The 25,255-nt window shown below is 61.9% G+C and carries 25 protein-coding genes; 19 read left to right on the top strand and 6 right to left on the bottom strand.

All coding sequences use genetic code 11. The annotated features are described in order from the left end of the window. Positions 1–35 precede the first annotated feature (35 nt). A complete protein-coding gene (gene ettA, locus J2887_RS17205) occupies positions 36–1,697 on the bottom strand; it encodes an energy-dependent translational throttle protein EttA (protein WP_227172324.1) in 1,662 nt (553 codons plus the stop codon). Between the two features lie 306 nt (positions 1,698–2,003). Here ettA and glyA point away from each other — a divergent pair, with 306 nt between their 5' ends. The 8 genes from glyA to J2887_RS17165 all read left to right on the top strand — a co-directional run bounded on the left by glyA (position 2,004) and on the right by J2887_RS17165 (position 8,656). After that, positions 2,004–3,260, top strand: a complete 1,257-nt coding sequence (gene glyA / locus J2887_RS17200) for a serine hydroxymethyltransferase (protein WP_227172322.1) — start codon at positions 2,004–2,006, stop codon at positions 3,258–3,260. Between the two features lie 59 nt (positions 3,261–3,319). Beyond that, positions 3,320–3,838 carry a transcriptional regulator NrdR gene (gene nrdR / locus J2887_RS17195; protein ID WP_227172320.1) on the top strand — a complete coding sequence of 173 codons (519 nt, stop codon included), beginning with the start codon at positions 3,320–3,322 and terminating at the stop codon, positions 3,836–3,838. After that, positions 3,835–4,950 carry a bifunctional diaminohydroxyphosphoribosylaminopyrimidine deaminase/5-amino-6-(5-phosphoribosylamino)uracil reductase RibD gene (gene ribD / locus J2887_RS17190; protein ID WP_227172319.1) on the top strand — a complete coding sequence of 372 codons (1,116 nt, stop codon included), beginning with the start codon at positions 3,835–3,837 and terminating at the stop codon, positions 4,948–4,950. Before nrdR ends, ribD begins: the two co-directional genes overlap by 4 nt. A 67-nt stretch (positions 4,951–5,017) precedes the next feature. Then, entirely contained in the window at positions 5,018–6,133 is a 1,116-nt protein-coding gene (gene ribBA / locus J2887_RS17185) for a bifunctional 3,4-dihydroxy-2-butanone-4-phosphate synthase/GTP cyclohydrolase II (RefSeq protein ID WP_227172316.1), read from the top strand. Positions 6,134–6,213: 80 nt separating this feature from the next. Beyond that, complete coding sequence (gene ribE, locus J2887_RS17180; RefSeq protein ID WP_227172314.1) at positions 6,214–6,690, top strand: 6,7-dimethyl-8-ribityllumazine synthase; 477 nt, start codon at positions 6,214–6,216, stop codon at positions 6,688–6,690. Continuing rightward, entirely contained in the window at positions 6,690–7,160 is a 471-nt protein-coding gene (nusB, locus tag J2887_RS17175; RefSeq protein WP_227172313.1) for a transcription antitermination factor NusB, read from the top strand. The genes ribE and nusB overlap by 1 nt, the downstream gene beginning before the upstream one ends. A 3-nt stretch (positions 7,161–7,163) precedes the next feature. Then, positions 7,164–8,120 (top strand): thiamine-phosphate kinase, encoded by a 957-nt coding sequence (gene thiL / locus J2887_RS17170; protein WP_227172312.1) that lies wholly within the window; start codon positions 7,164–7,166, stop codon positions 8,118–8,120. Next, entirely contained in the window at positions 8,117–8,656 is a 540-nt protein-coding gene (locus tag J2887_RS17165) for a phosphatidylglycerophosphatase A (RefSeq protein WP_227172310.1), read from the top strand. The genes thiL and J2887_RS17165 overlap by 4 nt, the downstream gene beginning before the upstream one ends. Positions 8,657–8,665: 9 nt before the next feature. Here J2887_RS17165 and J2887_RS17160 read toward each other — a convergent pair whose 3' ends face one another. Continuing rightward, the gene (locus tag J2887_RS17160) at positions 8,666–8,869 is read right to left on the bottom strand and encodes a DUF6316 family protein (RefSeq protein ID WP_227172309.1); all 204 of its coding nucleotides are present in this window, start codon (positions 8,867–8,869) and stop codon (positions 8,666–8,668) included. A 323-nt stretch (positions 8,870–9,192) separates the two neighbouring features. Between J2887_RS17160 and J2887_RS17155 the strand changes: the two genes are divergently transcribed. Then, entirely contained in the window at positions 9,193–9,900 is a 708-nt protein-coding gene (locus J2887_RS17155; protein ID WP_227172306.1) for a DUF2057 family protein, read from the top strand. A gap of 68 nt (positions 9,901–9,968) precedes the next feature. Here the strand turns inward: J2887_RS17155 and J2887_RS17150 are convergent, their stop codons facing one another. Next, positions 9,969–11,501, bottom strand: a complete 1,533-nt coding sequence (locus J2887_RS17150) for a WS/DGAT/MGAT family O-acyltransferase (RefSeq protein WP_227172302.1) — start codon at positions 11,499–11,501, stop codon at positions 9,969–9,971. Between the two features lie 103 nt (positions 11,502–11,604). Further along, complete coding sequence (locus tag J2887_RS17145) at positions 11,605–12,516, bottom strand: LysR family transcriptional regulator (protein ID WP_227172300.1); 912 nt, start codon at positions 12,514–12,516, stop codon at positions 11,605–11,607. Positions 12,517–12,648: 132 nt separating this feature from the next. On the opposite strand from J2887_RS17145, the gene J2887_RS17140 reads away from it, so the two are divergent. Beyond that, a complete protein-coding gene (locus J2887_RS17140; protein WP_227172299.1) occupies positions 12,649–13,653 on the top strand; it encodes a glutathione S-transferase family protein in 1,005 nt (334 codons plus the stop codon). Positions 13,654–13,696: 43 nt separating this feature from the next. Here the strand turns inward: J2887_RS17140 and ispB are convergent, their stop codons facing one another. Then, positions 13,697–14,665 carry an octaprenyl diphosphate synthase gene (gene ispB, locus J2887_RS17135; RefSeq protein ID WP_227172297.1) on the bottom strand — a complete coding sequence of 323 codons (969 nt, stop codon included), beginning with the start codon at positions 14,663–14,665 and terminating at the stop codon, positions 13,697–13,699. Positions 14,666–15,013: 348 nt separating this feature from the next. Between ispB and rplU the strand changes: the two genes are divergently transcribed. From rplU to proB, 4 genes are all read left to right on the top strand, one after another. After that, positions 15,014–15,325, top strand: coding sequence for a 50S ribosomal protein L21 (rplU, locus tag J2887_RS17130; protein ID WP_227172296.1), 312 nt, complete (start codon positions 15,014–15,016; stop codon positions 15,323–15,325). Between the two features lie 48 nt (positions 15,326–15,373). Then, positions 15,374–15,634: a 50S ribosomal protein L27 gene (gene rpmA / locus J2887_RS17125; protein WP_227172295.1), complete on the top strand. Its 261-nt coding sequence runs from the start codon at positions 15,374–15,376 to the stop codon at positions 15,632–15,634. Positions 15,635–15,772: 138 nt separating this feature from the next. Continuing rightward, positions 15,773–16,972 (top strand): Obg family GTPase CgtA, encoded by a 1,200-nt coding sequence (gene cgtA, locus J2887_RS17120; protein WP_227172294.1) that lies wholly within the window; start codon positions 15,773–15,775, stop codon positions 16,970–16,972. Between the two features lie 11 nt (positions 16,973–16,983). After that, on the top strand, positions 16,984–18,108 hold the full coding sequence (proB, locus tag J2887_RS17115; RefSeq protein WP_227172293.1) for a glutamate 5-kinase: 1,125 nt from the start codon (positions 16,984–16,986) through the stop codon (positions 18,106–18,108). A 101-nt stretch (positions 18,109–18,209) separates the two neighbouring features. Here the strand turns inward: proB and rpsT are convergent, their stop codons facing one another. Then, the gene (gene rpsT / locus J2887_RS17110; protein ID WP_227172292.1) at positions 18,210–18,476 is read right to left on the bottom strand and encodes a 30S ribosomal protein S20; all 267 of its coding nucleotides are present in this window, start codon (positions 18,474–18,476) and stop codon (positions 18,210–18,212) included. A 259-nt stretch (positions 18,477–18,735) separates the two neighbouring features. On the opposite strand from rpsT, the gene murJ reads away from it, so the two are divergent. The 5 genes from murJ (at position 18,736) to fkpB (ending at position 25,255) form a co-directional block, all read left to right on the top strand. Further along, a complete protein-coding gene (murJ, locus tag J2887_RS17105) occupies positions 18,736–20,316 on the top strand; it encodes a murein biosynthesis integral membrane protein MurJ (RefSeq protein ID WP_227172291.1) in 1,581 nt (526 codons plus the stop codon). A 124-nt stretch (positions 20,317–20,440) separates the two neighbouring features. Then, positions 20,441–21,406: a bifunctional riboflavin kinase/FAD synthetase gene (gene ribF, locus J2887_RS17100; RefSeq protein WP_227172290.1), complete on the top strand. Its 966-nt coding sequence runs from the start codon at positions 20,441–20,443 to the stop codon at positions 21,404–21,406. A gap of 29 nt (positions 21,407–21,435) precedes the next feature. Further along, on the top strand, positions 21,436–24,255 hold the full coding sequence (ileS, locus tag J2887_RS17095) for an isoleucine--tRNA ligase (RefSeq protein WP_227172289.1): 2,820 nt from the start codon (positions 21,436–21,438) through the stop codon (positions 24,253–24,255). An 11-nt stretch (positions 24,256–24,266) separates the two neighbouring features. Continuing rightward, positions 24,267–24,800: a signal peptidase II gene (gene lspA / locus J2887_RS17090; RefSeq protein ID WP_227172288.1), complete on the top strand. Its 534-nt coding sequence runs from the start codon at positions 24,267–24,269 to the stop codon at positions 24,798–24,800. A gap of 2 nt (positions 24,801–24,802) precedes the next feature. Further along, the gene (gene fkpB, locus J2887_RS17085) at positions 24,803–25,255 is read left to right on the top strand and encodes an FKBP-type peptidyl-prolyl cis-trans isomerase (RefSeq protein WP_227172287.1); all 453 of its coding nucleotides are present in this window, start codon (positions 24,803–24,805) and stop codon (positions 25,253–25,255) included.

Raw genomic sequence — 25,255 nt, 5'->3', positions numbered from 1 at the left:
GGGGCCTGAGTGGCCCCGGATTGGTTGAGCGACCGTTAGGCCAGCTTCTTGTACTTCATGCGGGTGGGGACCATGGCAGAGTCGCCTTTGCGCTTCTTGTGGTCTTCATCGTACTCGCTGAAGTTGCCCTCGAAATAGACCACCTCGCCGTCGTCCTCAAACGCCAGGATATGGGTGGCGACCCGGTCCAGGAACCAGCGGTCGTGCGAGATCACCAGAGCAGCGCCCGGGAAGTTCAGCAGCGCCTCTTCCAGTGCTCGCAGGGTTTCCACATCCAGATCGTTGGTCGGTTCGTCCAGCAGCAGGACGTTGCCTCCCTCCTTGAGCAGTTTGGCCAGGTGCAGACGGTTGCGCTCACCACCAGAGAGATCACCGACCCGCTTCTGCTGGTCGGTACCCTTGAAGTTGAAGCGGCCAACGTAGGCACGGGACGGCGTTTCATAGTTGCCGACCTTGATGATGTCCTGGCCGTCACTCAGCTCTTCCCAGACCGTCTTGTCGCCGTCCAGATCACGCATCTGGTCAACGTAAGACAGTTCAACGGTCTCGCCCACGGTGATGCTGCCGTGATCGGGCTGATCCTTGCCGGCAATCATCCGGAACAGTGTGGACTTACCGGCACCGTTGCCACCAATGATGCCGACAATGGCCCCGGGCGGTACCCGGAACGACACGTCTTCGTAGAGCAGGCGACCATCGAAGGACTTGCTGATGCCTTCCACCTCGATCACCTTGTCACCCAGGCGCGGTCCGGGCGGGATGTACAGCTCGTTGGTTTCGTTGCGTTTCTGGAATTCCTGAGAACTCATCTCCTCGAAGCGGGCCAGACGGGCCTTACTCTTGGACTGGCGGCCCTTGGCGTTGCTGCGTACCCACTCCAGCTCATGCTTGACGGCTTTCTGGTGAGCGGCTTCCTGCTTGGACTCCATCTCCAGGCGCTTCTCTTTGTTTTCCAGCCACTGACTGTAGTTGCCTTCGAAGGGAATGCCCTGGCCGCGGTCCAGCTCAAGAATCCAGCCGGCGACGTTGTCGAGGAAATAGCGGTCGTGAGTAATCGCCACCACGGTGCCGGTGTAATCGTGCAGGAAGCGCTCCAGCCAGGCCACGGACTCGGCGTCCAGGTGGTTGGTGGGCTCGTCCAGCAGCAGCATGTCGGGGCTGGAGAGCAGCAGGCGGCAGAGCGCGACCCGGCGTCGCTCACCGCCGGACAGGTTACCGACATTGGCGTCCCAGGCGGGCAGACGCAGGGCGTCGGCGGCAACTTCCAGTTTGCGCTCAATGTCGTGCCCTTCGCTGGCCTGGATATAGGCCTCAAGCTCACCCTGGCGTTTGGCCAGGGCGTCGAAATCGGCATCGGGCTCGGCATAGGCGGCATACACCTGGTCCAGCTCGGCGAGGGCATCGTGGATGCCGGAGACTGCCTCATCAACCACTTCCTTGACGGTCTTGCTGTCGTCCAGCTGCGGTTCCTGGGGCAGATAGCCGACATTGATGCCCGGCTGAGGGCGGGCTTCACCGATGTAATCCTGGTCGACGCCGGCCATGATCCTCAGCAGGGTGGACTTACCCGCGCCGTTGAGACCAAGAACGCCGATCTTGGCGCCCGGAAAAAAACTCAGGGAGATGTCCTTGAGGATTTCGCGCTTGGGTGGAACCACCTTGCCCACGCGATTCATGGAGTATACGTACTGTGCCATAACTGGCGGTGTCCTCTGGTTGAAAGCCTCGATACGGATGGCCCCAGGCAGACAGATGCGGGGCCGAGGCGTGGCTGTGATCAGGCTTGTAAGGTAGCGAAACGGTCCTGCGAAGGCAATTGTGGAAACTTGCGTGCCCCGGCAGTGTCCCAGGGCCTGAAAAGGTGATTTTTTGGGCGTTGATGCGGTAGAATGTCCGACCTTTTTCCCCGGGGGAGCCGGTGCCGTGAGGCCATTGCCGGTTCCCGGCCCGCTTTACGTTCATTTGTCTGCAGGGCAGACGCAGCACACAGAGGCAGCGCATCCATGTTTAATCGTGAAATGAAGATCGCCGGTTTTGACGACGAAATCTGGAACGCCATGCAGGCGGAGAGCAAGCGTCAGGAAGCTCACATCGAGCTGATCGCATCCGAGAACTACACCAGCCCGCGGGTGATGGAAGCCCAGGGCAGCGACCTGACCAACAAGTACGCCGAAGGTTATCCGGGCAAGCGTTACTATGGTGGCTGTGAGCACGTTGACGTGGTCGAGCAGCTGGCGATTGACCGTGCCAAGGCGCTGTTCGGGGCCGCTTACGCCAACGTGCAGCCTCACTCCGGGTCCCAGGCCAACTCTGCGGTGTTCATGGCCCTGGTCAAGCCGGGTGATACCGTGCTGGGCATGAGCCTGGCACACGGCGGTCACCTGACCCACGGCGCCAGCGTCAACTTCTCCGGCAAGATCTACAACGCTGTCCAGTACGGTCTGAACCCGGAAACCGGCCTGATCGATTACGACGAAGTCGAAGCGCTGGCGGTTGAGCACAAACCGAAGATGATCATCGCCGGTTTCTCCGCCTACTCCCAGCCGCTGGACTTTGCCCGCTTCCGCGAGATTGCCGACAAAGTGGGCGCCTACCTGTTTGTTGACATGGCCCACGTTGCTGGCCTGGTGGCTGCAGGCGTGTACCCGGACCCGATGCCTCACGCCCATGTTGTGACCACCACCACCCACAAGACCCTGCGTGGTCCCCGTGGCGGCCTGATCCTGGCGTGCGACGACGAGGACATCCAGAAGAAGCTGAATTCCGCGGTATTCCCAGGCGGCCAGGGTGGCCCGCTGATGCACGTGATCGCCGCCAAGGCGGTGTGCTTCAAGGAAGCCATGAGTGATGAGTTCAAGGCCTATCAGCAGCAGGTGGTCAAGAACGCGGCGGCCATGGCGGAAGTGTTCGTTGAGCGCGGTTTTGACGTGGTCTCCGGTGGCACCACCAACCATCTGTTCCTGGTCAGCCTGATCAAACAGGACATCACCGGTAAAGATGCCGACGCCGCCCTGGGCCGCGCCCACATCACCGTGAACAAAAACGCCGTCCCCAACGACCCGCGTTCGCCGTTTGTCACCTCGGGTCTGCGGATTGGTACTCCTGCCGTGACTACCCGTGGTTTCGGTGAGTCCGAGTGCCGTGAACTGGCCGGTTGGATGTGCGATATTCTTGATAATCTGGACGATGAGGCTGTTATCGACCGGGTTCGCGGCCAGGTGGAAGCTGTGTGCGCCCGTTTCCCGGTCTACGCCGGTTAAGTCCGTAATCCGGTGGCAGGCCTGATGCCTGCCCCGGGCAATCTGGAGACTCGTCAATCATGCATTGTCCGTTCTGTGGTGAAGCCGACACCAAGGTGATCGACTCGCGGCTGGTCGCCGAGGGTGACCAGGTGCGCCGTAGACGGGAGTGCCTGTCCTGCCGTGAACGCTTTACCACCTTCGAGTCCGCCGAACTGGTGATGCCTCGGGTGGTGAAGCAGGACGGCACCCGCCAACCTTTCGATGAAGACAAGCTTCGCTCCGGCATCATGAAAGCGCTGGAAAAGCGGCCGGTGAGCATCGAGGAAATCGAGGCGGCGCTCAACCGGATCAGGTTCCGGTTGCGGGCCACCGGTGAGCGGGAAATCAAGTCGATGCAATTGGGCGAAGAGGTGATGACGGAGCTGAGACAGCTCGATAAGGTCGCCTACGTTCGGTTCGCATCGGTGTATCGAAGTTTCCAGGACATCAATGAATTCAAGGAAGAGATCGAACGGCTGTCGGTGAACGGTGGTGACGGTCCCGACCCGGTGGATGTCGCCAAGGCGTTGGCGGATACCGACAAGGGACAGTCATGACGGACACCCGACAGGTGCGGCTCATGGCCCGGGCCATCCAGTTGGCGTGGCGTGGTCGCTACTCCACCCATCCCAATCCCCGGGTTGGCTGTGTCATTGCCCGAGGTGATGACATCCTGGGAGAAGGCTGGCACGAGCGAGCCGGTGAGGCTCACGCCGAAATACATGCGCTCAGCAAGGCAGGGCCGGCGGCCAGGGGCGCAACCGCCTATGTCACGCTGGAACCCTGCAGTCATTTCGGGCGCACTCCGCCGTGCGCGCGGGCGCTGATTGACGCCGGCGTTGCTAAAGTGGTGGTTGCCACCATGGACCCCAACCCCGCTGTGTCTGGGCGTGGCCTGGCAATGCTGCGGGACGCCGGTATCCGGGTGACGGAAGGGGTGCTGGCTGAACAGGCCCGGCAGCTCAACCCCGGGTTCATGAAACGGATGCACTGTGGCCGGCCTTATGTGCGGGTCAAGATGGCGGCCAGCCTGGATGGTCGGACCGCCATGGCCTCGGGCGAAAGCCAGTGGATCACCGGCGCGGCGGCGCGCCAGGACGTCCAGCGTCTGCGGGCGATCAGCGACGCCATCCTGACCGGTGTCGGCACGGTGCTTGCCGACGATCCGTCTCTGACCGTGCGTCGCAGTGAGCTCGGTGACATCGGTGATGCCACCGAGCCGTCCCGGCAGCCGCTGCGGGTCATCGCCGACCGGGATGCCCGTACGCCCTGCGATGCCAAGATCCTGCACGGTGGCAATGTGCGGCTGTTCTGTTCGTCGGAAGCGCTGGTGACCGCACCCGCGCAGGACCTTTCCGCACTGGGCGTCAGTGTGGCGGGGGTACGCTGGAAGGACAACGGCATTGACCTGGGGGAAGCCCTGGACGCTCTGGGCGAGCTGGGCATCAATGACCTGCTGGTGGAGGCCGGGCCCACCCTGGCGGGAACCTTTGTCCATGAACGGCTGCTGGATGAGCTCTGGCTGTACCAGGCGCCGGTCTTCCTGGGCAGCACCGGCCGACCCACCGCCAATCTTCCCCTTGAGCGGATGGCGGACAAGATCCAGTGGACAGTCAAGGACCAACGCCAGGTGGGCGACGACCAGCGGCTGATCCTGATTCCCCGGTAAATTCCTTTCCAATTTCAGGACCCGGTGGGCCACATGCCCGAAGGGTCAACGAGGGTGCAAAAACGGTATGGCACTGAACACGATTGAAGACATCATCGAGGACATCCGTCAGGGCAAAATGGTGATCCTGATGGACGATGAGGACCGTGAGAACGAAGGTGACCTGGTGATGGCCGCCGAGTTCTGCGACGCCGAGGCCATCAACTTCATGGCCCGCTATGGTCGCGGCCTGATCTGCATGCCCATGACCCGTGAGCGCTGCCAGCAGCTGGGGCTGCCGCTGATGGTGGAAAAGAACGCCTCCGGATTCGGCACCAAGTTCACCCTCTCCATCGAAGCCGCCGAAGGGGTGACCACGGGTATCTCCGCCGCTGACCGGGCGCGCACCGTTCAGGCGGCGGTGGCGAAGGATGCGAAACCGACGGACCTGGTTCAGCCGGGGCATATTTTTCCGCTGATGTCCGACCCCGGTGGTGTGCTCAGTCGTGCAGGCCATACTGAGGCATCCTGCGACCTGGCGTCGCTGGCTGGCGCCGAGCCGGCCGGGGTGATCTGTGAAATCATGAACGACGATGGCTCCATGGCTCGCCGTGAGGACCTGGAGGCCTTTGCCGAGGCTCATGACCTGAAGATTGGTACGATCGCCGACCTGATCCATTACCGCACCATGAACGAGCGCACCATCGAATGCGTGGAGGAATACGACCTGGATACGGAGTTTGGCGTATTCAGCCTGCGGACCTACCGCGATAGCATTCAGGGCGGCACGCACCTGGCGTTGGTGAAAGGCAACATTGAGGCGGAGACGCCGGCGCTGGTGCGGGTACACATCACTGACACCCTGCGGGATCTGTTGGGAGCCCATCGCGAGGGCTCGCGTAGCTGGCCGCTGCACCACGCCATGAAAGCGGTGGCGGAATCCGGCAATGGTGTGGTTGTGCTGCTGAACAGCGCCGCCGACAGTCACGACCTGGAAGATCGTATCCACGAGTTCTTCGGCCAGGGTGCCTCACCGTCCAGCAAGGGACAGTCCGGCGTCTATTTCACGGTCGGTACCGGCTCGCAGATCCTGCGGGATGTCGGTGTCGGCAAGATGCGTTTGCTGAGCGCCCCCATCAAGTTCTCCGCCATCTCCGGTTTCGACCTGGAAGTGGTGGAATACGTACCTTACACCGCGAGCTGAGGATGCCTCCGGGCGTTCTCGCACTCGCTTAAACCGATAGTACAGGCTGCGCCGATGGGCGGGCCAGCAAGGAGCCGATCATGGCAGAGATTAAAACAGTGGAAGGTGATTTCACCGAGTGTTCGGGCCGTTACGCCCTGGTGGTTGGCCGGTTCAATGGCTTTGTGGTCGAGAGTCTGGTGGAAGGGGCGATCGATACCCTGCGCCGCCACGGTATTGCCGATGAAGACATTACCCTGGTCCGCGTACCGGGCGCCTATGAAATGCCGCTGGCCGTCAAGCGGGTGGCGGAGACCGGTCGTCATGACGCCATCATCGCTCTGGGTGCGGTCATCCGCGGCGGTACGCCGCATTTTGACTTCGTGGCCGGTGAAGCCTCCAGTGGTCTGGGCGCGGTCAGTCTGGAAACCGACGTGCCGGTGACCTTCGGGGTGCTGACGGTGGATTCCATCGAACAGGCCATTGAGCGCTCCGGCACCAAAGCCGGAAACAAAGGTGCCGAGGCTGCCATCACCGCTCTGGAGATGGTGAGCCTGTTCAAGAAGCTGGGTGAGTGATGAGCGACAGCGACCAGACATCCCCCAAACCGGCCGGGCAACCCAAGGCCGGTGATCGTCGCCGTGCCAGAGCGCTGGCGATGCAGGCCCTGTATCAGCGGCATTTCAGCAAGACCCCGGTGTCGGACATCGAAGCCGAATTCATGGTGGACAACGACATGAGCAAGGTCGATACCGCCTATTTTCGGGACCTGCTGCGTGGGGTTCACCGCGAACAGGACGAGCTCGATCGGCTGCTGGAGCCCCTGCTGGACCGCCCCCTGGCGGAAGTGGATGCGATTGAGCTGGCGATCGTCCGCCTTGGCGCCTATGAGCTCAAGCACCGTATTGATGTCCCCTACCGGGTGGTGATCAATGAGGGCATTGAGATGGCAAAGCGCTTCGGTGGCACCGAGGGCCACAAGTTCGTCAACAGCATCCTCGACAAATTGAGCGGACGGCTGCGGCTGGCGGAAACCCGCTCGCGCTAAGTCATGGGCGAGTTTGAGCTGATTCGAAAGCTGATACTGCCGCTGGCGGGGGAAACCCGGTCAGCGGCAGTTTTGCTTGGGCCCGGGGATGACTGTGCCATCCAGCGACTGCCAGCGGGGCACGATCTGGTGTTTTCGGTGGATACCCTGGTGGAAGGTCGTCACTTTCCCGTGGGTTATCACCCCCGCCACCTGGGATGGCGCAGTCTGGCTGTAGCGGCCAGTGATCTGGCGGCGATGGGCGCAGAACCGGCGTGTTTTTCATTGGCCCTGACCCTGCCGGAATCCGATCAGGACTGGCTGGGCGAGTTTTGCCAGGGGCTGGGGGAAGCGGCTCGGGCGTTCGGGCTGAGCCTGGCCGGAGGCGACACCACCCGTGGTCCCCTGACGCTGTCCCTGCAAGTGCATGGCACCGTACCTGCGGGCCAGGCGCTGCGTCGCAGCGGTGCGGGTGTGGATCAACTGATCTGTGTCTCCGGCACCCTGGGAGAGGCCGGTGCTGCCCTCGACTATCTGGATGTCCTCCAGCCCTCCGAGCCGGTTCGCCAGCTGTTGACGCGGTACCACCGGCCTCAGCCGCGGCTGGCTCTAGGGCAGGCGTTGCGTCCCTGGGCCACGGCGGCGATTGATGTGTCCGACGGTCTGATGGCGGATCTGGGGCACATTCTGGCGGCCTCCGGCATCGGTGCAGACCTGGATGCGAGCTCTTTGCCAGTATCTCCGGCGTTACGGGAGGTGGTGGGTGAGAAGGCCGTCGCACTGGCACTGACTGCCGGTGATGACTACGAGCTGTGCCTGACCATGGCTCGGGACGACTGGCATCATTTGCCCGATGCGGTGAGGGCGGAACTTACTGTGATCGGTCGCACCCGTGACAAGACCGGGATTGACCTGAACGGCCTGCCGCCAGGTATCACCCTGCCGGCCACTGGCTACGACCATTTTGGAGCGCAACCATGAGCGATCCCCACAACCCACAGTCGGGGCCGGACTCCATCGATGAGCCTCCGCTGCTGTTGCCCCCGGGGTTCCTGCGGGACCCGGTGCACCTGCTGGCCTTCGGGTTCGGCAGCGGTGCCGCGTCACGCGCTCCGGGAACCTGGGGCAGCGTAGCGGCTATCCCATTCTGGTTGTTGATCTGCTGGCTGCCGGCCTGGGGCTACTGGGCCGTCGTGGCATTGGCGTTCGTGGTGGGAATCTGGTTGTGCGGTCGCACCGCCGACGATCTCAAGGTCCATGACCATGGTGGTATCGTGTGGGATGAGTTTGTCGGAATGTGGATTGCCTTGGGGCTGATTCCACAAAGCCTGACCGGGGTGCTGCTTGGGTTCCTGCTGTTCCGCTTCTTTGACGTGCTCAAGCCCTGGCCGATCAACTGGTTCGACCGGCGCATGCCTGGTGGCCTGGGCATCATGTTCGATGACGTGATCGCAGGGGCGATGGCCCTGGGCGTGCTGGCCCTGGTGGATGGCTGGCTGTTGCCGTTGTGGTCCTGACCTCGATGCTCAGTGTAGCGAGGGCTCTTCCGGTAACAAGCGAACCACGTTGAGAAAGCGTTCCAGGCCCTGTTCGGCCCGCTGGCGGGAAGCAAAGGGTCCGCTGTCGAAACCTTCACGAGTGGTAAAGTACCAGCGACTACCGACGCAGAAAAACCGGCTGCTGCGAAATGGGACCGGGCCTTCCTCGCCCGTCCGGTGCTGAATGTCCATAAGGCCTCCTGTGCCTACTGCGGTGACGACGTTCTGGAGCTGCGTCAGTTTTACATGAACGGTCTGTATAAAATTAAAACAATTCGGGCCAAATTCAACACTTTTTTACAATTCTCCCGGCTGCTGAATGGCTGCCACCCCTTAATTACCCAGAACTGTGAAGGCGTTGGCAGTGACCGTTGTCCGGGCTCCGCCCTGGACTCTCTTGAACTCTGCGGGGGCTGTCGTCAGAATGCCTTTCTCATCGGCCGGTACAGAGTCCGGCCAAACGTTAGGCAGCCGACGTTCCGCCATGGGCTGTCCATACCAGACAGAGGCATTTCATGATCCAGTTGAGCAGTTTTCGCCCCGTTTCCGGAGCCCTTCGATCCTTGCGATTCCTGATGGCCGGCCTGCTGGCACTGGTGGTGGCAGGCTGTAGCTCGACGCTGACCAGGATCCAGACCTGGGAAGGCGCTGCCGCGGACGCAGAGGCGGTGGCGGTCCTGCGGACGCCTGGTGAGATCCAGGTAAGCCAGGTCAATGGTCGTGATGTCGGCAACTTCCTGATGGACGACCTGGCACTGGATTACGAGCTCCTGCCAGGGCGCAATGTCGTGGTATTCAAATACAAGACGATCTGGGCCAAAGGCGCTGGGGTTGAGAACGGCGAGTCGAAAGTGGCGGTGATTGAAACCCAGCCCCAGCAGGTGATCATCAACGCCCGTGCTGGCGAGCAGTACGAGTTTGTGTTGCCGGAGCCGGGGTCACGCCGTCAGGCGGAGGCCCTGAGCCGGAACTTTCGTGCTCAGATCAGCAACACCGGTGGTGCCATCGTTGCTACCAGTGGCCGCTATGAGCCCGCGATGCCGGTAGCAGGCGCGCCTTCCGCGACCACTCCTGCGGGAGCCCCTGTTGCGGGTGCGCCGGTCAGCACAGCGCCTCAGTCAATGCCAGGTGGTGACCTGCCGGCACTGGAAGCGATGAAGGTGCTGTGGGAGCGCGCCAGCGCCGAAGACAAGCGCGAGTTCCTGCGCTGGGCATTTGACTAGCCAAAACCTGCTTCCCTTCGGCAGTATGTCAGCCTGGCAGCCGGGGAGGCCGATCGGTCTCTCCGGCGTCAGTCGGTCCTGAACCGGCGTACCGTTTTCTTTAGTACCCCTTCCATCACCGTTAATGCACCCTCCACCAGAGAGCCCTGCGGCGCCTGCTGCAAGTCCGGCTCGTTCCGCTCCGGCGGCAGCTCGCTGGCGGCTTTTTCAATACTGCTCAGGCTTTCATGCATCAGTTCGGCCAGGGAGTCCCCTTCGGGCACGACGTCTGGACACAGGGTGAAGTTCACCGTGAGCAGGCCCTGATAGCTGACAGCAACAATCACCAGGCCCATGCTGTCGAACAGCGGTGCGGTGTTGTATTGCGACATCAGTTGGGCGCCCTGAAGGTACAACGGCACCTGGGGGCCAGGGACGTTGGTGATGGGCACGTTGAATACCGGCTGATAACGCTGGGCGATCTGCAGTTCCGAGTACAGCCGAGCTGACAGCGCCAACATGGTGGAGGGTACCAGCTCCGTCAGCCGATCTGCCGCGATGGCTTCCTGGTAGGGTTCTGAGGCCACGGCGTTCCAGTGAATGCGCTGGATGCGCCGGGCCGGGTCGGGCTCGTTGGTGGCCAGGTCCAGCAGCATCGCCGACATCTGGTTGCCGGTTGCCCGCCGCAGGCTCTTGGAGCGAACCGAGATTGGGGTCATTGCCACCAGGGAACGACTGCCATCCGCTTTGCAGTTTTCCATGTAGCGCCGCAGTGCCTCGGCACAAAGTCCCAGCACCACGTCGTTCAGGGTGACGTCCCCAAGGTTGGCCTTCAGCGCTTTTAAACGTGCCAGTGACAGCGAGGTGGAGACGATCTTGCGGTTGGCGGTGATCTGCCGATTGAACGGGCTGTGCGGCGCGGTGAACAGCGGGAAGGGCAGTGGCAGCTTGTGCAGCTGCTTCTGCACCAGGCCGCGGGCGGTCGCTTCGGCGGCAGTGGCGGCGAGGCTGGCGAACTGGAACGGTTTGCGCACCAGGTTCATCCCCGCCTGCAGGTAGACCCGCTCTTCCGAGGGTTCCGGCCGGGGCTCCCAGGGTTGGGGCGGGTGGATCGGACTGGGCGTCGGGCTGTACTCCAGCAGTTTGCCCAGAATTTCTTCGCCGCTGAAGGCATCAATGGCGGCATGGTGCAGTTTGACGATCAGCGCGAACCCCTCGCTGTCCGGGTCGCTGTTGTCGTAGCGGAAGCCATCGACGAAGGTGATGTGCCACAGTGGGCGATCGCGCTTCAGCGGTTCTTCCAGGATTCGGGCGGCCAGGCCCTTGAGGTTGGCCAGTTGGCCATGCTCACCCAGGTTCACATAGGCCAGGTGGCGCTCAATGCTGAAGTCCGGATCGTCGACCCAATAGGGCAGGCCGAGGCGCAGGGGAATTTCCCGAAGCTTCTGGCGAAACACCGGCACGACATGCAGGCGGCTGCGCAGATAGGCCACAAACGTACTGAAGGCCAGCGGCTCTTCCCGCTCCCGGGCATCGAACAGGTAAATACCGCCGATGTGCATGGGGGCGGTGTCCGATTCCAGATAGAGGAAGGATGCATCCAGTTCGGAAAGCTGCCTCATGGTTGGCTCCCTTGATTGATTCGGCGGCATTATAAACCGCGCACAGTCCGGGGAGCTTGGCTTCAGTGCCGTGCTCCCTCCGTTGGTGCAGACATCTTAATAGCTAACCCGTAACCCAGGCTAAGAGGGTTTCGTCGTTGGCCAGGCGCTCCCAGAACCAGGTCAGGGCCTTACCTTTGTCGTCGCTGTGGCGGGCCAGGAAAAGTTCGACATCCTGGCGGGTGTCTTCAACCTCCAGTGCCACCAGGCGGCCTTCCTGGAGCTGTGACTGTATCCGTGGCAGTGGCAGCCAGCCAACCGCCAGTCCAGCCTCCTGGATAGCGATTTTCTGATCCAGATTGGACACCGTCAGTGAGCGCTGACGGCGGAAAATGCCGGCGCTGCCAGCGGGCAATTGCCGGGTGGAATCGGCGGCCACGGCGGCGTGGAACTGTTCGATATCGGCTTCCTGCAATGGTTGCCTGGCTTGAATCAGCGGGTGGTTGGGCGCCACTGCGTAGACGAAGGGCATTCGCCCAAGCCGGTGGGTTGTGAACTGCCCGGCCGGTTTGCTGAAGTTGTCGGCGCCAACCACCAGATCCGCGCGCCGGCTTTGCAGGGCATCCCAGGTACCCGCAAACACCTCTTCCAGAACCTGGATCTCCACTGGAACGCCCAGGGCATGGAATTCGCGAATGGCGCCAAACAGGGCTTCCAGTGGAAGCAGACAGTTGAATGCAATCTTGAGTCGGGTTTCCCAGCCCTGAGCCACCTGGCGGGTGGTGTGCGCCAGCGCCTCAGCGGCTTCCAGCAGGCTTCGGCCTTCCTCCAGCAGGTAACGGCCCGCGGATGTTAAGGCTGCACGGTGACCGCTGCGGTCGAAGATCGCTACCCCCAGATCCTCCTCCAGCTTCTGCACGGTATAGCTGATGGCAGAGGGGACCCGATAGAGCTCATTGGCGGCGCCGGCGAAGCTGCCCTTGCGGTCGATGGCGTCAAGCACCTTGAGGGCGTCGATGGTGATGTTGGTATGCATGTTCAGTTTTTCTGATGAAGTTGGCCAGAACTGCTTGTTTGAGAGCCTTGCAGCTCCCTCGTTATGCTGTCTTCATCATACTTCACGAATTCAGAATAACTGCACACCGTGCTCGGAACAGGAGGAAATGTTATGGGGCTGCTGGTCGATGGACAATGGCAGGATCGCTGGTACGACACCGAAAAAACCGGCGGCCGCTTCGAGCGTGAGCAGGCCCGTTTCCGTCATTGGGTAACCGCGGACGGTCACGCCGGGCCGGCGGGGGACGCCGGCTTCAAGGCTGAGTCCGGGCGTTACCATCTCTATGTGTCGATGGCGTGTCCGTGGGCCCATCGTACCCTGATCTTCCGCCAGCTCAAGGGACTGGCGCCCCACATCTCGGTATCGGTGGTGCACCCGGACATGCTGGAAAACGGCTGGCAGTTCCAGCCGCGTGACCCGTCTCATCAGGATCATCTCTATGGTGCCCGCTACATGCACCAGATCTACACCCGGGCCGCCTCGGACTACACCGGCAGAGTGACGGTGCCGGTGCTTTGGGATCGTCAGCGAGAGACCATCGTCAGCAATGAATCGGCGGAGATTATCCGCATGCTGAACAGCGCCTTCGATGGTCTTGAGGGTGTGCGTGAGGACCTGGATTTCTACCCAGAGTCATTGCGGGCGGAAATCGATGCGGTAAATGAGCAGGTCTATCACGCGGTGAATAATGGCGTATACAGGGCTGGCTTTGCCACCACCCAGGCGGCCTACGAACAGGCGTTCAGTGCCCTGTTCGAGACCCTGGATAAGCTGGACTGGAGGCTATCAGCCCAGCGTTATCTGGTGGGAAACCGGCTCACCGAGGCGGACTGGCGACTGTTTACTACGTTGGTGCGGTTTGACCCGGTATATGTCGGCCACTTCAAATGCAACCGTCAGCGAATTGCCGACTATCCCCAGTTGTCAGGCTATCTGCGGGACCTGTACCAAGTGCCGGGTGTGGCGGAGACGGTGGACCTGGCGCAGATCAAGCGACACTACTATGTCAGTCAGCGCACCATCAATCCGACCCAGGTGGTGCCGCTTGGACCGGCGGTCGACTTGCGCACCCTGCACGGTCGGCGAGCCCTGGGCCCGGATTTCCCGGCACGCTGAGCGGACCGACCGCGGATGGTGCTGGCGAGAAAAGTGCCCGCGATCAGCTGACCCGGGCGACGGCGATGTCGGTCAGCAGCAGCAGCGCTTCGCGATGGGGGGTGTCCGGCAGCTGGGCCAGGCAGGCACGGGCGCTGTCAGCCTCCTGGCGGGCCCTGTCCATGGTGTACTCCAGCGCTCCGGAGTCGTTCACCAGACCGAGGATCGTGGGCAGATCGTCGAGACCGCCCTTGCGGATTGCCTGGCGAATCAACTGCCGGCCCTCATCGCTGGTATTGGCCATGGCGTGAATCAGTGGCAGCGTTGGTTTTCCCTCGGCCAGGTCATCGCCGACGTTCTTGCCCATGGCTTCGGCGTCACCGCGGTAGTCCAGCACATCATCCACCAGCTGGAATGCCAGCCCCAGATGCTTGCCGTAGTCACGCAGCGCAGTCTCCTGTTCGGTGGCGGCTCCGGCCAGCAGAGCGCCGCTGTGGGAGGCGGCTTCAAACAGCATGGCGGTCTTATTATGGATTACCTCCATGTACTGCGCCTCACTGACATCCGGGTTCTTGACGTTCATCAGCTGCAGAACCTCGCCCTCGGCGATCACGGCCGTGGCGTGGGACAGCACGTCCATGATCGGCAGGCTCTTGAGCTCCACCATCATCTCGAAGGCGCGGGCATAGAGGAAATCCCCTACCAGGACGCTGGGGGCGTTACCCCATTTGGCGTTGGCGGTGGAGCGACCGCGACGGAGATCGGAGGTGTCCACCACATCGTCATGGAGCAGGGTGGCGGTGTGGAGAAACTCGATCACCGCCGCCAGCTTGAGGTGATCCTGCTGGTCGTAACCCAGCGCCCGGGACGACAGCAGTACCAGCAGAGGCCGTAGTCGCTTGCCGCCACTCTCGATGATGTACTGGGCAATCTTCTCCACCAGCGGTACGTCCGACGACAGCCGGCGGAGAATGAGATCATTGACGTCACTGAAGTCGTCGGCGACGGTGTCGTAAATTCTCTGGGCTGTCATGGGACTGGTTTCCATCTGATTGGTGAGCTACATGCCCGGTGAACATGGTTGGTAAGAAAGCGGGCAGGACGCCGCAATGCTAGGTATTGGCGGGGTGGGTGTCAACTTGGGCCGAGGCCGGCCATTGCGCCGCTGGCGGCGGTTCGGCCCGGCCGGCTGGAGACCCTGGACGGGGGATGACAGTCACGGCGTTTAACGGCCAAATATGCTTGTATTGTGCGGTGGCTTTTCGTACAATCTCGCGCCCCAACTCATCCCAACCTGCGCTCCCTGCTATAGGGTTGCCAAAGTGCTTCCCTTAGAACCAGGTGGATAAGAGCAGGGATGGGTATACAGCGGAGATCATCCATGTACGCAGTAATTGTTAGCGGTGGCAAGCAGCACCGTGTGAAAGAAGGCGAAACCCTGAAGCTGGAAAAGCTGGAAGTTGAAACCGGTGGTACGGTCGAATTCGATCGCGTTCTGCTGGTTGCCGACGGCGACAATGTCCAGGTGGGTGCGCCGGTGGTTGATGGCGCCAAGGTGACTGCCGAGGTTGTCAGTCACGGTCGTCACGACAAGGTTCAGATCATCAAGTTCCGTCGTCGTAAGCACCACATGAAGCGTCAGGGCCACCGTCAGTGGTTCACTGAAGTCAAGATCACAGGCATCAAAGGTTAATCGTTAAGGCCTACGGCACTTAACTGACCTGGACACAGGAGGCTTACAATGGCTCACAAGAAGGCAGCAGGTAGTACCCGTAACGGTCGCGATTCCGAGTCGAAACGACTTGGTGTCAAGCGCTTTGGTGGTGAAGCTGTTTCTGCAGGCAGCATCATCGTTCGTCAGCGCGGCACCCGTTTCCACGCCGGCAGCAACGTTGGCCTGGGCAAAGACCACACTCTGTTCGCGAAAGCGGACGGTCAGGTCAAGTTCGAAACCAAGGGTCCGCAGAACCGCAAGTTCGTGAGCATCGTTCCGGCTGCGTAAGCAGCGGCGATCTCAGGTTCTGTCGAACCGTGAGTCGCTTTGGTAGCATGGCTATCAGAGTGATTCGGAGCCCCGCATTGCTTCTTTGAGGCTGCGGGGCTTTTTAGTTTGTGCGCCGCTGGCGCCGAGGGTTAGGTCATGAAGTTTGTAGATGAAGCCACCATCATCGTGGAGGCTGGCAAGGGCGGTCACGGCTGTCTCAGTTTCCGGCGGGAAAAGTACGTCCCCAAGGGTGGTCCCGATGGTGGCGACGGCGGCGATGGTGGTTCGGTGTATCTGGAGGCTGATGACGCCCTCAATACCCTGATCGACTACCGTTTTCAGCGTAAATACAAGGCTCAGAACGGTGAGCCCGGTGCTGGCCGTAACTGCTCCGGCAGCAAGGGCGAGGACATGGTGTTGCCGGTGCCGGTGGGGACCACGGTGGTGGATATGGATACCCATGAGGTGCTGGGTGATCTGACCCGGGCCGGTGAGCGTCTGAAGGTGGCTCAGGGTGGTTTTCACGGATTGGGCAACACCCGCTTCAAGTCCTCGGTGAACCGGGCGCCCCGGCAAACCACGCCGGGCAGTGAGGGCGAGGCCCGTAACCTGCGCCTGGAGTTGAAAGTGCTGGCGGATGTAGGGCTGCTGGGTATGCCCAATGCCGGCAAATCCACGTTCATCCGCTCGGTGTCTGCGGCGCGTCCGAAAGTGGCCAACTACCCATTCACGACCCTGGTGCCGAATCTCGGTGTGGTCAGCGTTCAGGCGCATCAGAGTTTTGTGATTGCCGATATCCCCGGTTTGATCGAGGGCGCGGCCGAGGGCGCGGGTCTGGGTATTCGTTTCCTGAAGCATCTGGTGCGGACGAGACTGCTGCTGCATCTGGTGGATGTGGCGCCTTACGATGGCTCATCTCCGGCAGAGAGTGTTCAGGCGATTGCCGCAGAGCTGGAAAAATTCAGCGAAACCCTGTCGAACCGTGAGCGCTGGCTGGTGCTCAACAAGGTCGACATGGTGGCTGAGGAGGATCGCGAGGCCCACTGTCAGGCAATCATTGACGAGCTGGACTGGCAGGGCCCGGTGTTCCGGATCTCGGCGTTGAGCGGCGAGGGCACCAAGCCGCTGACTCAGGCGGTGATGCGCTGGATCGAGGCACGGGCGGAAGAGGAGTCCCAGAATCCGGAGGTTGCGGAGCAGGAGCGTCAGCGCCGGGCGCAGATGGATGAAGAGGCTCGCGCCAGGATAGAGGCCGAGCGGGCAGCCCGCCGGGCGGCCAGAAAGAACGATGACGATGATGACGACGACTTTGACGACGACGATTACGACGTTGAAGTGGTGTATGCGCCGGAGTAAACCGTTTCACCATGACTGAGCGTTCACAGATGTCCCGGGCCCGCCGCCTGGTGATCAAGATTGGGAGTGCCCTGCTGACCAACGACGGTAAAGGGTTGGATGTCGAGGCCCTTGCGCGCTGGGTGGACCAGGTAGCCGAGCTGATCGCTGCGGGCGTGGAGGTGGTGGTGGTGTCCTCCGGCTCGGTAGCCGAGGGCATGAGCCGGCTGGGCTGGCGTGCCCGTCCGCAGCAGCTGCATGAGTTGCAGGCTGCGGCAGCGGTTGGCCAGATGGGGTTGGTGCAGACCTGGGAAGCGCAGTTCCGTCGCCATGGTCGTCACGCCGCCCAGATTCTGCTGACCCATGACGACCTGTCGGATCGCAAGCGCTACCTGAACGCGCGCAGCACGCTGCGGGCGTTGCTGGATTTCGGTGTGGTGCCAATCGTCAACGAGAACGACACCGTGGTGACCGATGAGATCCGTTTCGGCGACAACGACACGCTTGGTGCGCTGGTGGCGAACCTGGTGGAGGCGGATGGGCTGATCATCCTCACCGATCAGCAGGGTCTGTTTGATCGCGATCCCCGCAAGCATGCCGATGCCCGGCTGGTGTCCGAGCGACGCGCGGATGACCCGGAGCTGGACGCGATGGCGGCTGGCGGCGCGGGCGTGCTTGGTCGGGGCGGTATGCAGACCAAGGTGCGGGCGGCGCGGCTGGCGGCGCGTTCCGGGGCGTTTACGGTGATCGTCGGTGGTCGCATTGACGGTGTGGTGTCGCGACTGGCGGCGGGCGAGTCGCTGGGCACGTTGTTGTTGCCGGAGCAGGGGCGGTTGGCGGCCAGAAAGCAGTGGTTGGCCAGCCATCTCAAGACTCGCGGGCAGCTGATTCTGGATGATGGCGCGGTGCAGGTCTTGTGCCGCGGCGGGCGCAGTCTGTTGCCGGTTGGTGTGCGAGGCGTGTCAGGGCGTTTTCGTCGTGGTGAGATGGTGTCCTGCGTCAGTGAGAGTGGGCAGGAAGTGGCGCGCGGACTGATCAACTACGATGCCGATGAGGCTCGGGCCATTGCTGGCCGCTCCAGCGACCGGATTGCTGACGTACTGGGCTACATCTCTGACGAGGAGATGATTCATCGGGACAATATGGTGATCGTGTAGCGCTGGTGACCGTTGCGAGTGTGGTGTCGACCCGTCGTAGCGGTCTGACGCCCACAAAAAAACCGGCAGATGCCGGTTTTTTTGTGGGCGCTGAACGCGAATCAGGCTTTCAGAGCCTTGATCTTGGCGTTCAGTCGAGCCTTGCTGCGGGCTACCTTGTTCTTGGCGAAGATGCCCTTGTTGACCATGCTGTCGATGACCGGCTGGGCTTCCTTCAGGGCCGCCTGGGCGCCTTCGTAGCTGCCAGCTTCGATCTGGGCGTTTACTTTCTTGAGGTAGGTGCGCGCCATGGAACGCAGGCTGGCGTTGTGCTTGCGGTTCTTCTCGTTCTGACGAGCGCGCTTCTTGGCTTGTGGGGTATTTGCCACCGTGAAACTCCTGAAAATCGGTTGTTCGTTGCTGAAAACGATCGTGAATAGTGCGTGCGCGCCAAACCAACAGCGCGTCAAAATAAATGACGCGGAACTATGCCGCCAATGCCCCCAAAAGTCAAGGCTGGCGCCCGATTCACCGTGCGCCCGGGCGGTGCTGTGATAAACTCGCCGGCCACTGTGAACAGGGGTTGCCAATAGCGATCCCGGAAGGAGGGCTGGTGAGCGGACCGGCGATGGCAAGAGAGGGCAGGCGATGAGCGCCGATCAGGAGCATTCCAGTCAGGACAAGCAGCGCGCAGCGGCGCCGGGGTTGCTGCGATCCTCCGGCCTGGTCGGTATGATGACCATGCTGTCGCGGGTGTTGGGGCTGGTGCGGGACATGGTCATTGCCCGCTATTTTGGTGCCGGTACCGGGGCCGACGCTTTCTTTGTAGCGTTCAAGATTCCCAATTTCCTGCGCCGTCTGTTCGCCGAAGGCGCGTTTTCCCAGGCCTTCGTGCCGGTCCTGTCGTCCTATCGGGAAACCCGGGACATCACCGAGGTTCGCCGCCTGGTCAATGCGGTGTCCGGTACCCTGGGGCTGGTGCTGCTGGGCGTCACACTGGTGGCGGTCATCGGCGCGCCTGCGCTGACGGCGGTGTTTGCGCCGGGGTTTCTGGACGAGCCGGTGAAGTTCAGCCTGGCCAGCGATATGCTGCGGATCACCTTTCCCTACCTGCTGCTGATCTCGCTCACCGCTTTTGCCGGCGCCATCCTCAACAGCTACGACCGTTTTGCGATCCCTGCCTTCACCCCGGTACTGCTGAACCTGGCGATGATCTGCGCGGCGGTGTTTCTCTCGCCAGTGATGGAAACGCCCGTCCTGGCCCTGGCGTGGGGGGTGTTCATTGCCGGCGCCCTGCAGCTGTTCTTCCAGTTGCCGTTCCTGATGCGGTTGGGGTTGTTGCCGCGGCCGCGGGTCGACTACCGCCATGAGGGCGTGCGCCGGGTTTTGAAGTTGATGGCGCCGGCCCTGTTTGGGGTATCGGTAAGCCAGATCAATCTATTGCTGGATACGGTGCTGGCGTCATTGCTGCAGACCGGTTCGGTGTCCTGGCTGTACTACTCCGACCGGCTGTCGGAGTTGCCCTTGGGGGTGTTCGGCATTGCTATCGCGACGGTGATTCTGCCGAGCCTGTCCCGCAAGCATGCCGCGGCATCGGCGGACCAGTTTGCGGCCACGCTCGACTGGGCCGTGCGCGCGGTGTTGCTGATCGGGGCGCCTGCAGCTTTGGCGCTGGCGCTGTTGGCCGAGCCGCTGATCGCAACCCTGTTCCACTACGGTGAGGTGACCGACCGGGACGTGATGATGGCGGGGGCGAGTCTGCGCGCCTACGCCGCCGGGCTGCTGGCGTTCATGCTGATCAAGGTTTTGGCGCCCGGCTTTTTTGCCCGCCAGGATACCCGCACGCCGGTCAGGATCGGGGTGATTGCCATGGTGGCTAATATGGTGTTCAACCTGGCGCTGATTATGCCTATGGCTCACGTCGGTTTGGCCCTGGCAACCTCCCTCTCAGCCTGGCTCAATGCCGGTCTGTTGTGGCGTGGCTTGAAACGGGAAGGGGCCTGGGTGAGCCAGCCAGGCTGGTGGCGCTTCGGTGCCCAGTTGCTGGTGGCCAATGGCACGCTGGCGGTGCTGGTTCTGTGCCTCAATCCATCGGTTTCGGAGTGGTTGGCGATGCCGGGACTGGCCCGTGCCGGTCAGATGGCGGTGCTGGTTGGGGCCGGGGTGGTGGTGTATTTCATTGCCCTTGCTCTGGCCGGGGTGCGGGTAAGGCATTTCCGCCACAGGTAAGGTATAATCGCTCGTTTTATCGCCAGACAACTGCCCGGCTCCGAACCACTTTTTCCTGGGTGAGCGAGCACCGGCTGTCTGGCGGCGTTGAACACACCAAAACGTAGATGGGAGTAGGCATTTGATGCAGCTGATTCGGGGGTTGGCCAACCTGCACAGGCTGTCGCAGCAGGCGTCGTCACCCCTGGCGAGCGGCTGTGTTGCCACCATCGGCAACTTCGACGGTGTTCACCTGGGGCATCAGGCCATTATCGATCAGGTGCGCGAGCAGGCCCGCCAGCTCAATGTGCCGGGCGTGGCCATGGTGTTTGAACCCCAGCCGCGGGAGTTTTTCCAGGCGGGCGATGCGCCGCCCCGATTGACCGAGTTCCGCAACAAGGTCGAAGCCCTGCTGGCAGCTGGCATAGACATTGTGCTTTGTCTGGGGTTCGATGAGCAGTTCCGCAGCTATTCCGCCATGGGCTTCATCGAAGACGTGTTGATCCAGGGCCTGGGTGTACGGCATCTGGTGGTCGGGGACGATTTCCGTTTTGGCTGTGACCGTGCCGGCGATTTTGCGTTGCTGAATCGGGTGGGGCAGGCACAGGGGTTTGGTGTCGAGCATACCCGGACCGTCACCGTCGATGGTGAACGGGTCAGCAGCACCGCGGTGCGGGCGGCGCTTGCCAATAACAATCTGGCGCTGGCGGAACAGCTGCTGGGACGAGGCTACCGCATTGCCGGCAAGGTGGTGTATGGCCGTCAACTGGGGCGTCAGATCAATGCCCCCACCGCCAATATCCGGCTCCGGCGGCAGCCGCCGTTACGGGGCGTCTACGTTGTCGAAGCCTGTATTGCTGACGGTGAATGTTTCGACGGCGTCGCCAATATTGGCCTCAGGCCCACCGTGGACGGCCGTCAGCCGTCGCTGGAAGTGCACCTCTTTGACTTTGCTGGCACACTGTATGGCCAGCGCCTGGATGTCCGTTTCTGCCACCCGCTCCGGGATGAGGTCAAGTTTGACTCGGTGGACGATCTCAAGACCCAGATTAGCTGGGATTTCCTGGATGCCCGCCACTGGCTGGAACAGCAGGCGAACCCCGAAAGGTAACTTTTACCGGTAACAAGCCACAGGTAACCATGAGCGACTACAAGCATACCCTGAATCTGCCTGAAACCGCGTTTCCCATGCGCGGTAACCTGGCCAAGCGCGAGCCGGAGATGCTCAAGCGCTGGCAGGACCTGGATGTTTACGGCACCCTCCGCGAGCAACGCGCCGGGCGTGACAAGTTCATCCTTCACGATGGCCCTCCCTACGCCAATGGCAGCATTCACATTGGGCATGCGCTCAACAAGATTCTCAAGGACATGATCATCAAGTCCCGCAGCTTCATGGGCTTCGATGCGCCCTACGTGCCGGGCTGGGACTGTCATGGTCTGCCGATTGAGCACAAGGTGGAGCAGGACATCGGCAAGGCCGGTGTCAAGGTGGACTACGCCACGTTCCGCCAGGCCTGCCGTGATTACGCTGCCAAACAGATCGAGATCCAGAAGACCGATTTCATTCGTCTGGGGGTGATGGGACAGTGGGACAAGCCCTATCTGACCATGGACCCGAAGGTGGAAGCCGGCATTATCCGGGCGCTTGGCAAGATCGTTGCCAAGGGGCACCTGGTCCGTGGCTTCAAACCGGTTTACTGGAGTGTTGTGGGACAGTCGGCACTGGCGGAAGCCGAAGTGGAATACCAGGACAAGACCTCGACCCAGATCGACGTCCGCTTCACCGCGGTTGATCGGGCCAGCGCCCTGAAGGTATTTGGAGCTGATCGTGGCGACGGCGATGTGTCGGTGGTGATCTGGACCACGACCCCCTGGACCATCCCCGCGAACCAGGCGGTGGCGCTCAACGCCGACCTCGACTATGCCCTGGTGCAGGTGGACACGGGCGCCGGTCCGGAACTGCTGATCCTGGCTGCCAGCATGGTCGAAGGCATCATGGCCCGCTGGTCGCTGGAAGCGTACGAGATCCTGGCTACGTGCACCGGCTCGGAGCTGGAAAACCTGCCGCTCAAGCATCCGGTCTATGACAAGCAGGTACCGGTGGTGATGGGGGATCACGTCTCCACTGACGCCGGTACCGGCGCAGTGCACACCGCTCCGGACCACGGTATGGAGGACTTCGTGGTCGGCCAGCAGTATGGCCTCGACACCCTCAACCTGGTTCAGGCGGATGGCACCTACACCAATGCCGCCGGCGAATTTGCCGGTATTCACGTCTATAAGGCCGATGGCCCGGTAAAAGCGGCCATCGAGCGTGAAGGCAAGCTGGTATTCACTGAAAAGTTCAACCACAGCTATCCCCATTGCTGGCGGACCAAGACGCCGCTGATCTACCGTGCCACGCCCCAGTGGTTCATCAGCATGGACAAGGAAAACCTGCGGGCCGACGCGCTGGAAGCCATCAAAGGTGTGCGCTGGGTTCCGGCCTGGGGGCAGAGCCGGATTGAGGCCATGTTCGAGCAGTCGCCGGACTGGTGTATCTCCCGTCAGCGTACCTGGGGGGTGCCGATCACCCTGTTTATCCACAAGCAGACCCAGGAGCTGCATCCGGACACCGCCAACCTGATCGAGGCGGTGGCGAAGGAGGTCGAGACCGGTGGCATCGACGCCTGGTATGAGCTGGATGCCGGCAAGCTGCTGGGTGCCGACGCCGACCAGTACGAGAAAGTGACCGACACGCTGGATGTCTGGTTCGACTCCGGTGTGACCCACGAATCGGTGCTGCGCCAGCGGGAAGAGCTTGGCAAGTTCCCGGCGGACCTGTACCTCGAAGGTTCCGACCAGCATCGGGGCTGGTTCCAGTCGTCTCTCAAGACGTCCATCGCGATGAATGGCGTGGCGCCCTATCGTCAGGTACTGACTCACGGCTTCACCGTGGACGGTGATGGCCGCAAGATGTCGAAATCACTGGGCAACGTCATCTCGCCCCAGGACGTGATGAACGAACTGGGTGCCGATATCCTGCGCCTGTGGGTGGCCTCCACCGATTACAGCGGTGAGATGACCGTCACCAAGGGCGTGCTGCGCCAGACCGCCGACGGCTATCGTCGCATCCGTAATACGGCCCGGTTCCTGCTCAGTAACCTCACCGGTTTTGAGCCCGCCCGGCATGCCGTGGCGCCAGAGGATATGATCGCCCTCGACCGCTGGATGGTCGACCGCGCCCTGCAGCTGCAACAGGAGCTGCACGAGGACTACGAGAACTACGCGTTCCTGCGGGTGTTCCAGAAGGTCTACAACTTCTGTGAAGCAACCCTGGGTGGCTTCTATCTGGACATCATCAAGGATCGCCAGTACACCACCCAGGCGGACAGCCTCGCCCGTCGTTCCTGTCAAACCGCGTTGTATCACGTTGCGGAAGCGCTGGTGCGGTGGATTGCGCCGATCCTCAGCTTTACTGCCGACGAGATCTGGCAGCACTTGCCGGGTGAGCGGGGAGACAGCGTATTCTATGAAACCTGGTACCAGGGCCTGGTGGCGCTGCCGGAAGACGCCGAGCTGGGGCGCGATTACTGGCGCGAGATCTACAGCGTCAAGGAAGCGGTCAACAAGTGCCTGGAAGAGGCTCGCGGCCGTGGTGAAATCAAGGGCTCTCTGAGTGCCGAGGTCACACTGTTCTGTGACGGCCAATTGGCTGAGGACCTGGGGCGCCTGGGTGAGGAATTGCGTTTCGTGCTGATTACCTCGGAAGCCAGCATCCGTCCGGTCTCTGACGCCGCTGGCGCGGAGCAGACCAGTCACGAAGGCCTGCTGGTCAAGGTTACACCGGCCGGGCACAGCAAGTGTGAGCGCTGCTGGCACCATCGTGAGGATGTGGGTCAGGATGACCGTTACAGTGACCTGTGCGGTCGTTGTGTCACTAACGTGGAAGGGCAGGGTGAAGCCCGCTCCTTTGCCTGATGGACCAGCTCATGACCGAGCGTAGCAAGACCCAACCGGCCCCGTCTGAGGATGTGGGCATTCAGCTCCGCTGGCTTTGGCTGGCGGTGCTGGTCATCGCGCTGGACCTGGGCACCAAGGCCCTGGCCAGCTCGCTGCTGACCTACGCGGACCCGGTGCCGGTGTTTCCGCTGTTCAACCTGACCCTGCTGCACAACACTGGCGCGGCCTTCAGCTTTCTGGCTGATGCTGCGGGCTGGCAGCGCTGGTTCTTTGTGATACTGGCCCTGGGGGTCAGCGTTGGCCTGGTGTTGTGGCTGAAATCCCTCAAGCGTGATGAAACCTGGATTGCGGTGGCCATTGCGCTGATCCTTGGGGGCGCCCTGGGGAACGTCTATGACCGGGTGGTCCACGGCTATGTCGTCGACTTCCTGCACTTTTACTGGCAGGACTATCACTTCCCCGCGTTCAACCTGGCGGACACCGCCATCACCATTGGCGCGGCAATGATGATCCTGGATATGTTTCGCAAGCCGGCGGACGACGCCGGAGCGAGTGGAGACTGATCATGAAAGGCCTTGCCGTTGACAAGGGGACCCGGGTCACCCTGAATTTCGCCCTGAAGTTCACCGATGGACAGGTGATCGATACCACCTTCGACAAGGAGCCCGCCAGTCTGGAGATTGGCGATGACAATCTGCCGGAGAACTTCGAGGCCTACCTGATGGGGATGAGCGCCGGCGAGCGCGGTGACTTCGAGGTACCGCCTGAAAAGGGTTTCGGACAGCATAACCCCAGTAACGTGCAGATGTTCCAGCGCTCGGATTTCAGCGCTGACATGGTGCTCGAGCCCGGTGTCATGATCTCCTTTGCCGATGCCCGCCAGTCCGAGCTGCCGGGCGTGGTGAGCAAGGTGGAAGGTGACCAGGTCACGGTGGACTTCAACCACCCTCTGGCAGGGCGTACACTGATCTTCGAGGTCGAAATCCTCGATGTGGAACCGGCCCAGCCGACCCACTGA

It is taken from the genome of Marinobacter sp. CA1 (assembly GCF_020546665.1).
GTDB classification, from domain to species: Bacteria; Pseudomonadota; Gammaproteobacteria; order Pseudomonadales; family Oleiphilaceae; genus Marinobacter; species Marinobacter xestospongiae.
This window is presented reverse-complemented; position numbering and strand designations above follow the sequence as displayed.

Excerpts from the sequence above, each read along its gene's own strand:
- J2887_RS17140 (WP_227172299.1), top strand. The coding sequence starts at position 12,649 with ATGGGGCTGCTGGTCGATGGACAATGGCAGGATCGCTGGTACGACACC.
- thiL (WP_227172312.1), top strand. The coding sequence starts at position 7,164 with ATGGGCGAGTTTGAGCTGATTCGAAAGCTGATACTGCCGCTGGCGGGG.
- murJ (WP_227172291.1), top strand. The coding sequence starts at position 18,736 with ATGAGCGCCGATCAGGAGCATTCCAGTCAGGACAAGCAGCGCGCAGCG.
- J2887_RS17165 (WP_227172310.1), top strand. The coding sequence starts at position 8,117 with ATGAGCGATCCCCACAACCCACAGTCGGGGCCGGACTCCATCGATGAG.
- ribBA (WP_227172316.1), top strand. The coding sequence starts at position 5,018 with ATGGCACTGAACACGATTGAAGACATCATCGAGGACATCCGTCAGGGC.
- proB (WP_227172293.1), top strand. The coding sequence starts at position 16,984 with ATGACTGAGCGTTCACAGATGTCCCGGGCCCGCCGCCTGGTGATCAAG.
- rpmA (WP_227172295.1), top strand. The coding sequence starts at position 15,374 with ATGGCTCACAAGAAGGCAGCAGGTAGTACCCGTAACGGTCGCGATTCC.
- nrdR (WP_227172320.1), top strand. The coding sequence starts at position 3,320 with ATGCATTGTCCGTTCTGTGGTGAAGCCGACACCAAGGTGATCGACTCG.
- ribD (WP_227172319.1), top strand. The coding sequence starts at position 3,835 with ATGACGGACACCCGACAGGTGCGGCTCATGGCCCGGGCCATCCAGTTG.
- ileS (WP_227172289.1), top strand. The coding sequence starts at position 21,436 with ATGAGCGACTACAAGCATACCCTGAATCTGCCTGAAACCGCGTTTCCC.
- cgtA (WP_227172294.1), top strand. The coding sequence starts at position 15,773 with ATGAAGTTTGTAGATGAAGCCACCATCATCGTGGAGGCTGGCAAGGGC.
- J2887_RS17150 (WP_227172302.1), bottom strand. The coding sequence starts at position 11,501 with ATGAGGCAGCTTTCCGAACTGGATGCATCCTTCCTCTATCTGGAATCG.
- ettA (WP_227172324.1), bottom strand. The coding sequence starts at position 1,697 with ATGGCACAGTACGTATACTCCATGAATCGCGTGGGCAAGGTGGTTCCA.
- ispB (WP_227172297.1), bottom strand. The coding sequence starts at position 14,665 with ATGACAGCCCAGAGAATTTACGACACCGTCGCCGACGACTTCAGTGAC.
- rplU (WP_227172296.1), top strand. The coding sequence starts at position 15,014 with ATGTACGCAGTAATTGTTAGCGGTGGCAAGCAGCACCGTGTGAAAGAA.
- nusB (WP_227172313.1), top strand. The coding sequence starts at position 6,690 with ATGAGCGACAGCGACCAGACATCCCCCAAACCGGCCGGGCAACCCAAG.
- glyA (WP_227172322.1), top strand. The coding sequence starts at position 2,004 with ATGTTTAATCGTGAAATGAAGATCGCCGGTTTTGACGACGAAATCTGG.
- lspA (WP_227172288.1), top strand. The coding sequence starts at position 24,267 with ATGACCGAGCGTAGCAAGACCCAACCGGCCCCGTCTGAGGATGTGGGC.
- fkpB (WP_227172287.1), top strand. The coding sequence starts at position 24,803 with ATGAAAGGCCTTGCCGTTGACAAGGGGACCCGGGTCACCCTGAATTTC.
- J2887_RS17160 (WP_227172309.1), bottom strand. The coding sequence starts at position 8,869 with ATGGACATTCAGCACCGGACGGGCGAGGAAGGCCCGGTCCCATTTCGC.
- ribE (WP_227172314.1), top strand. The coding sequence starts at position 6,214 with ATGGCAGAGATTAAAACAGTGGAAGGTGATTTCACCGAGTGTTCGGGC.
- J2887_RS17145 (WP_227172300.1), bottom strand. The coding sequence starts at position 12,516 with ATGCATACCAACATCACCATCGACGCCCTCAAGGTGCTTGACGCCATC.
- J2887_RS17155 (WP_227172306.1), top strand. The coding sequence starts at position 9,193 with ATGATCCAGTTGAGCAGTTTTCGCCCCGTTTCCGGAGCCCTTCGATCC.
- ribF (WP_227172290.1), top strand. The coding sequence starts at position 20,441 with ATGCAGCTGATTCGGGGGTTGGCCAACCTGCACAGGCTGTCGCAGCAG.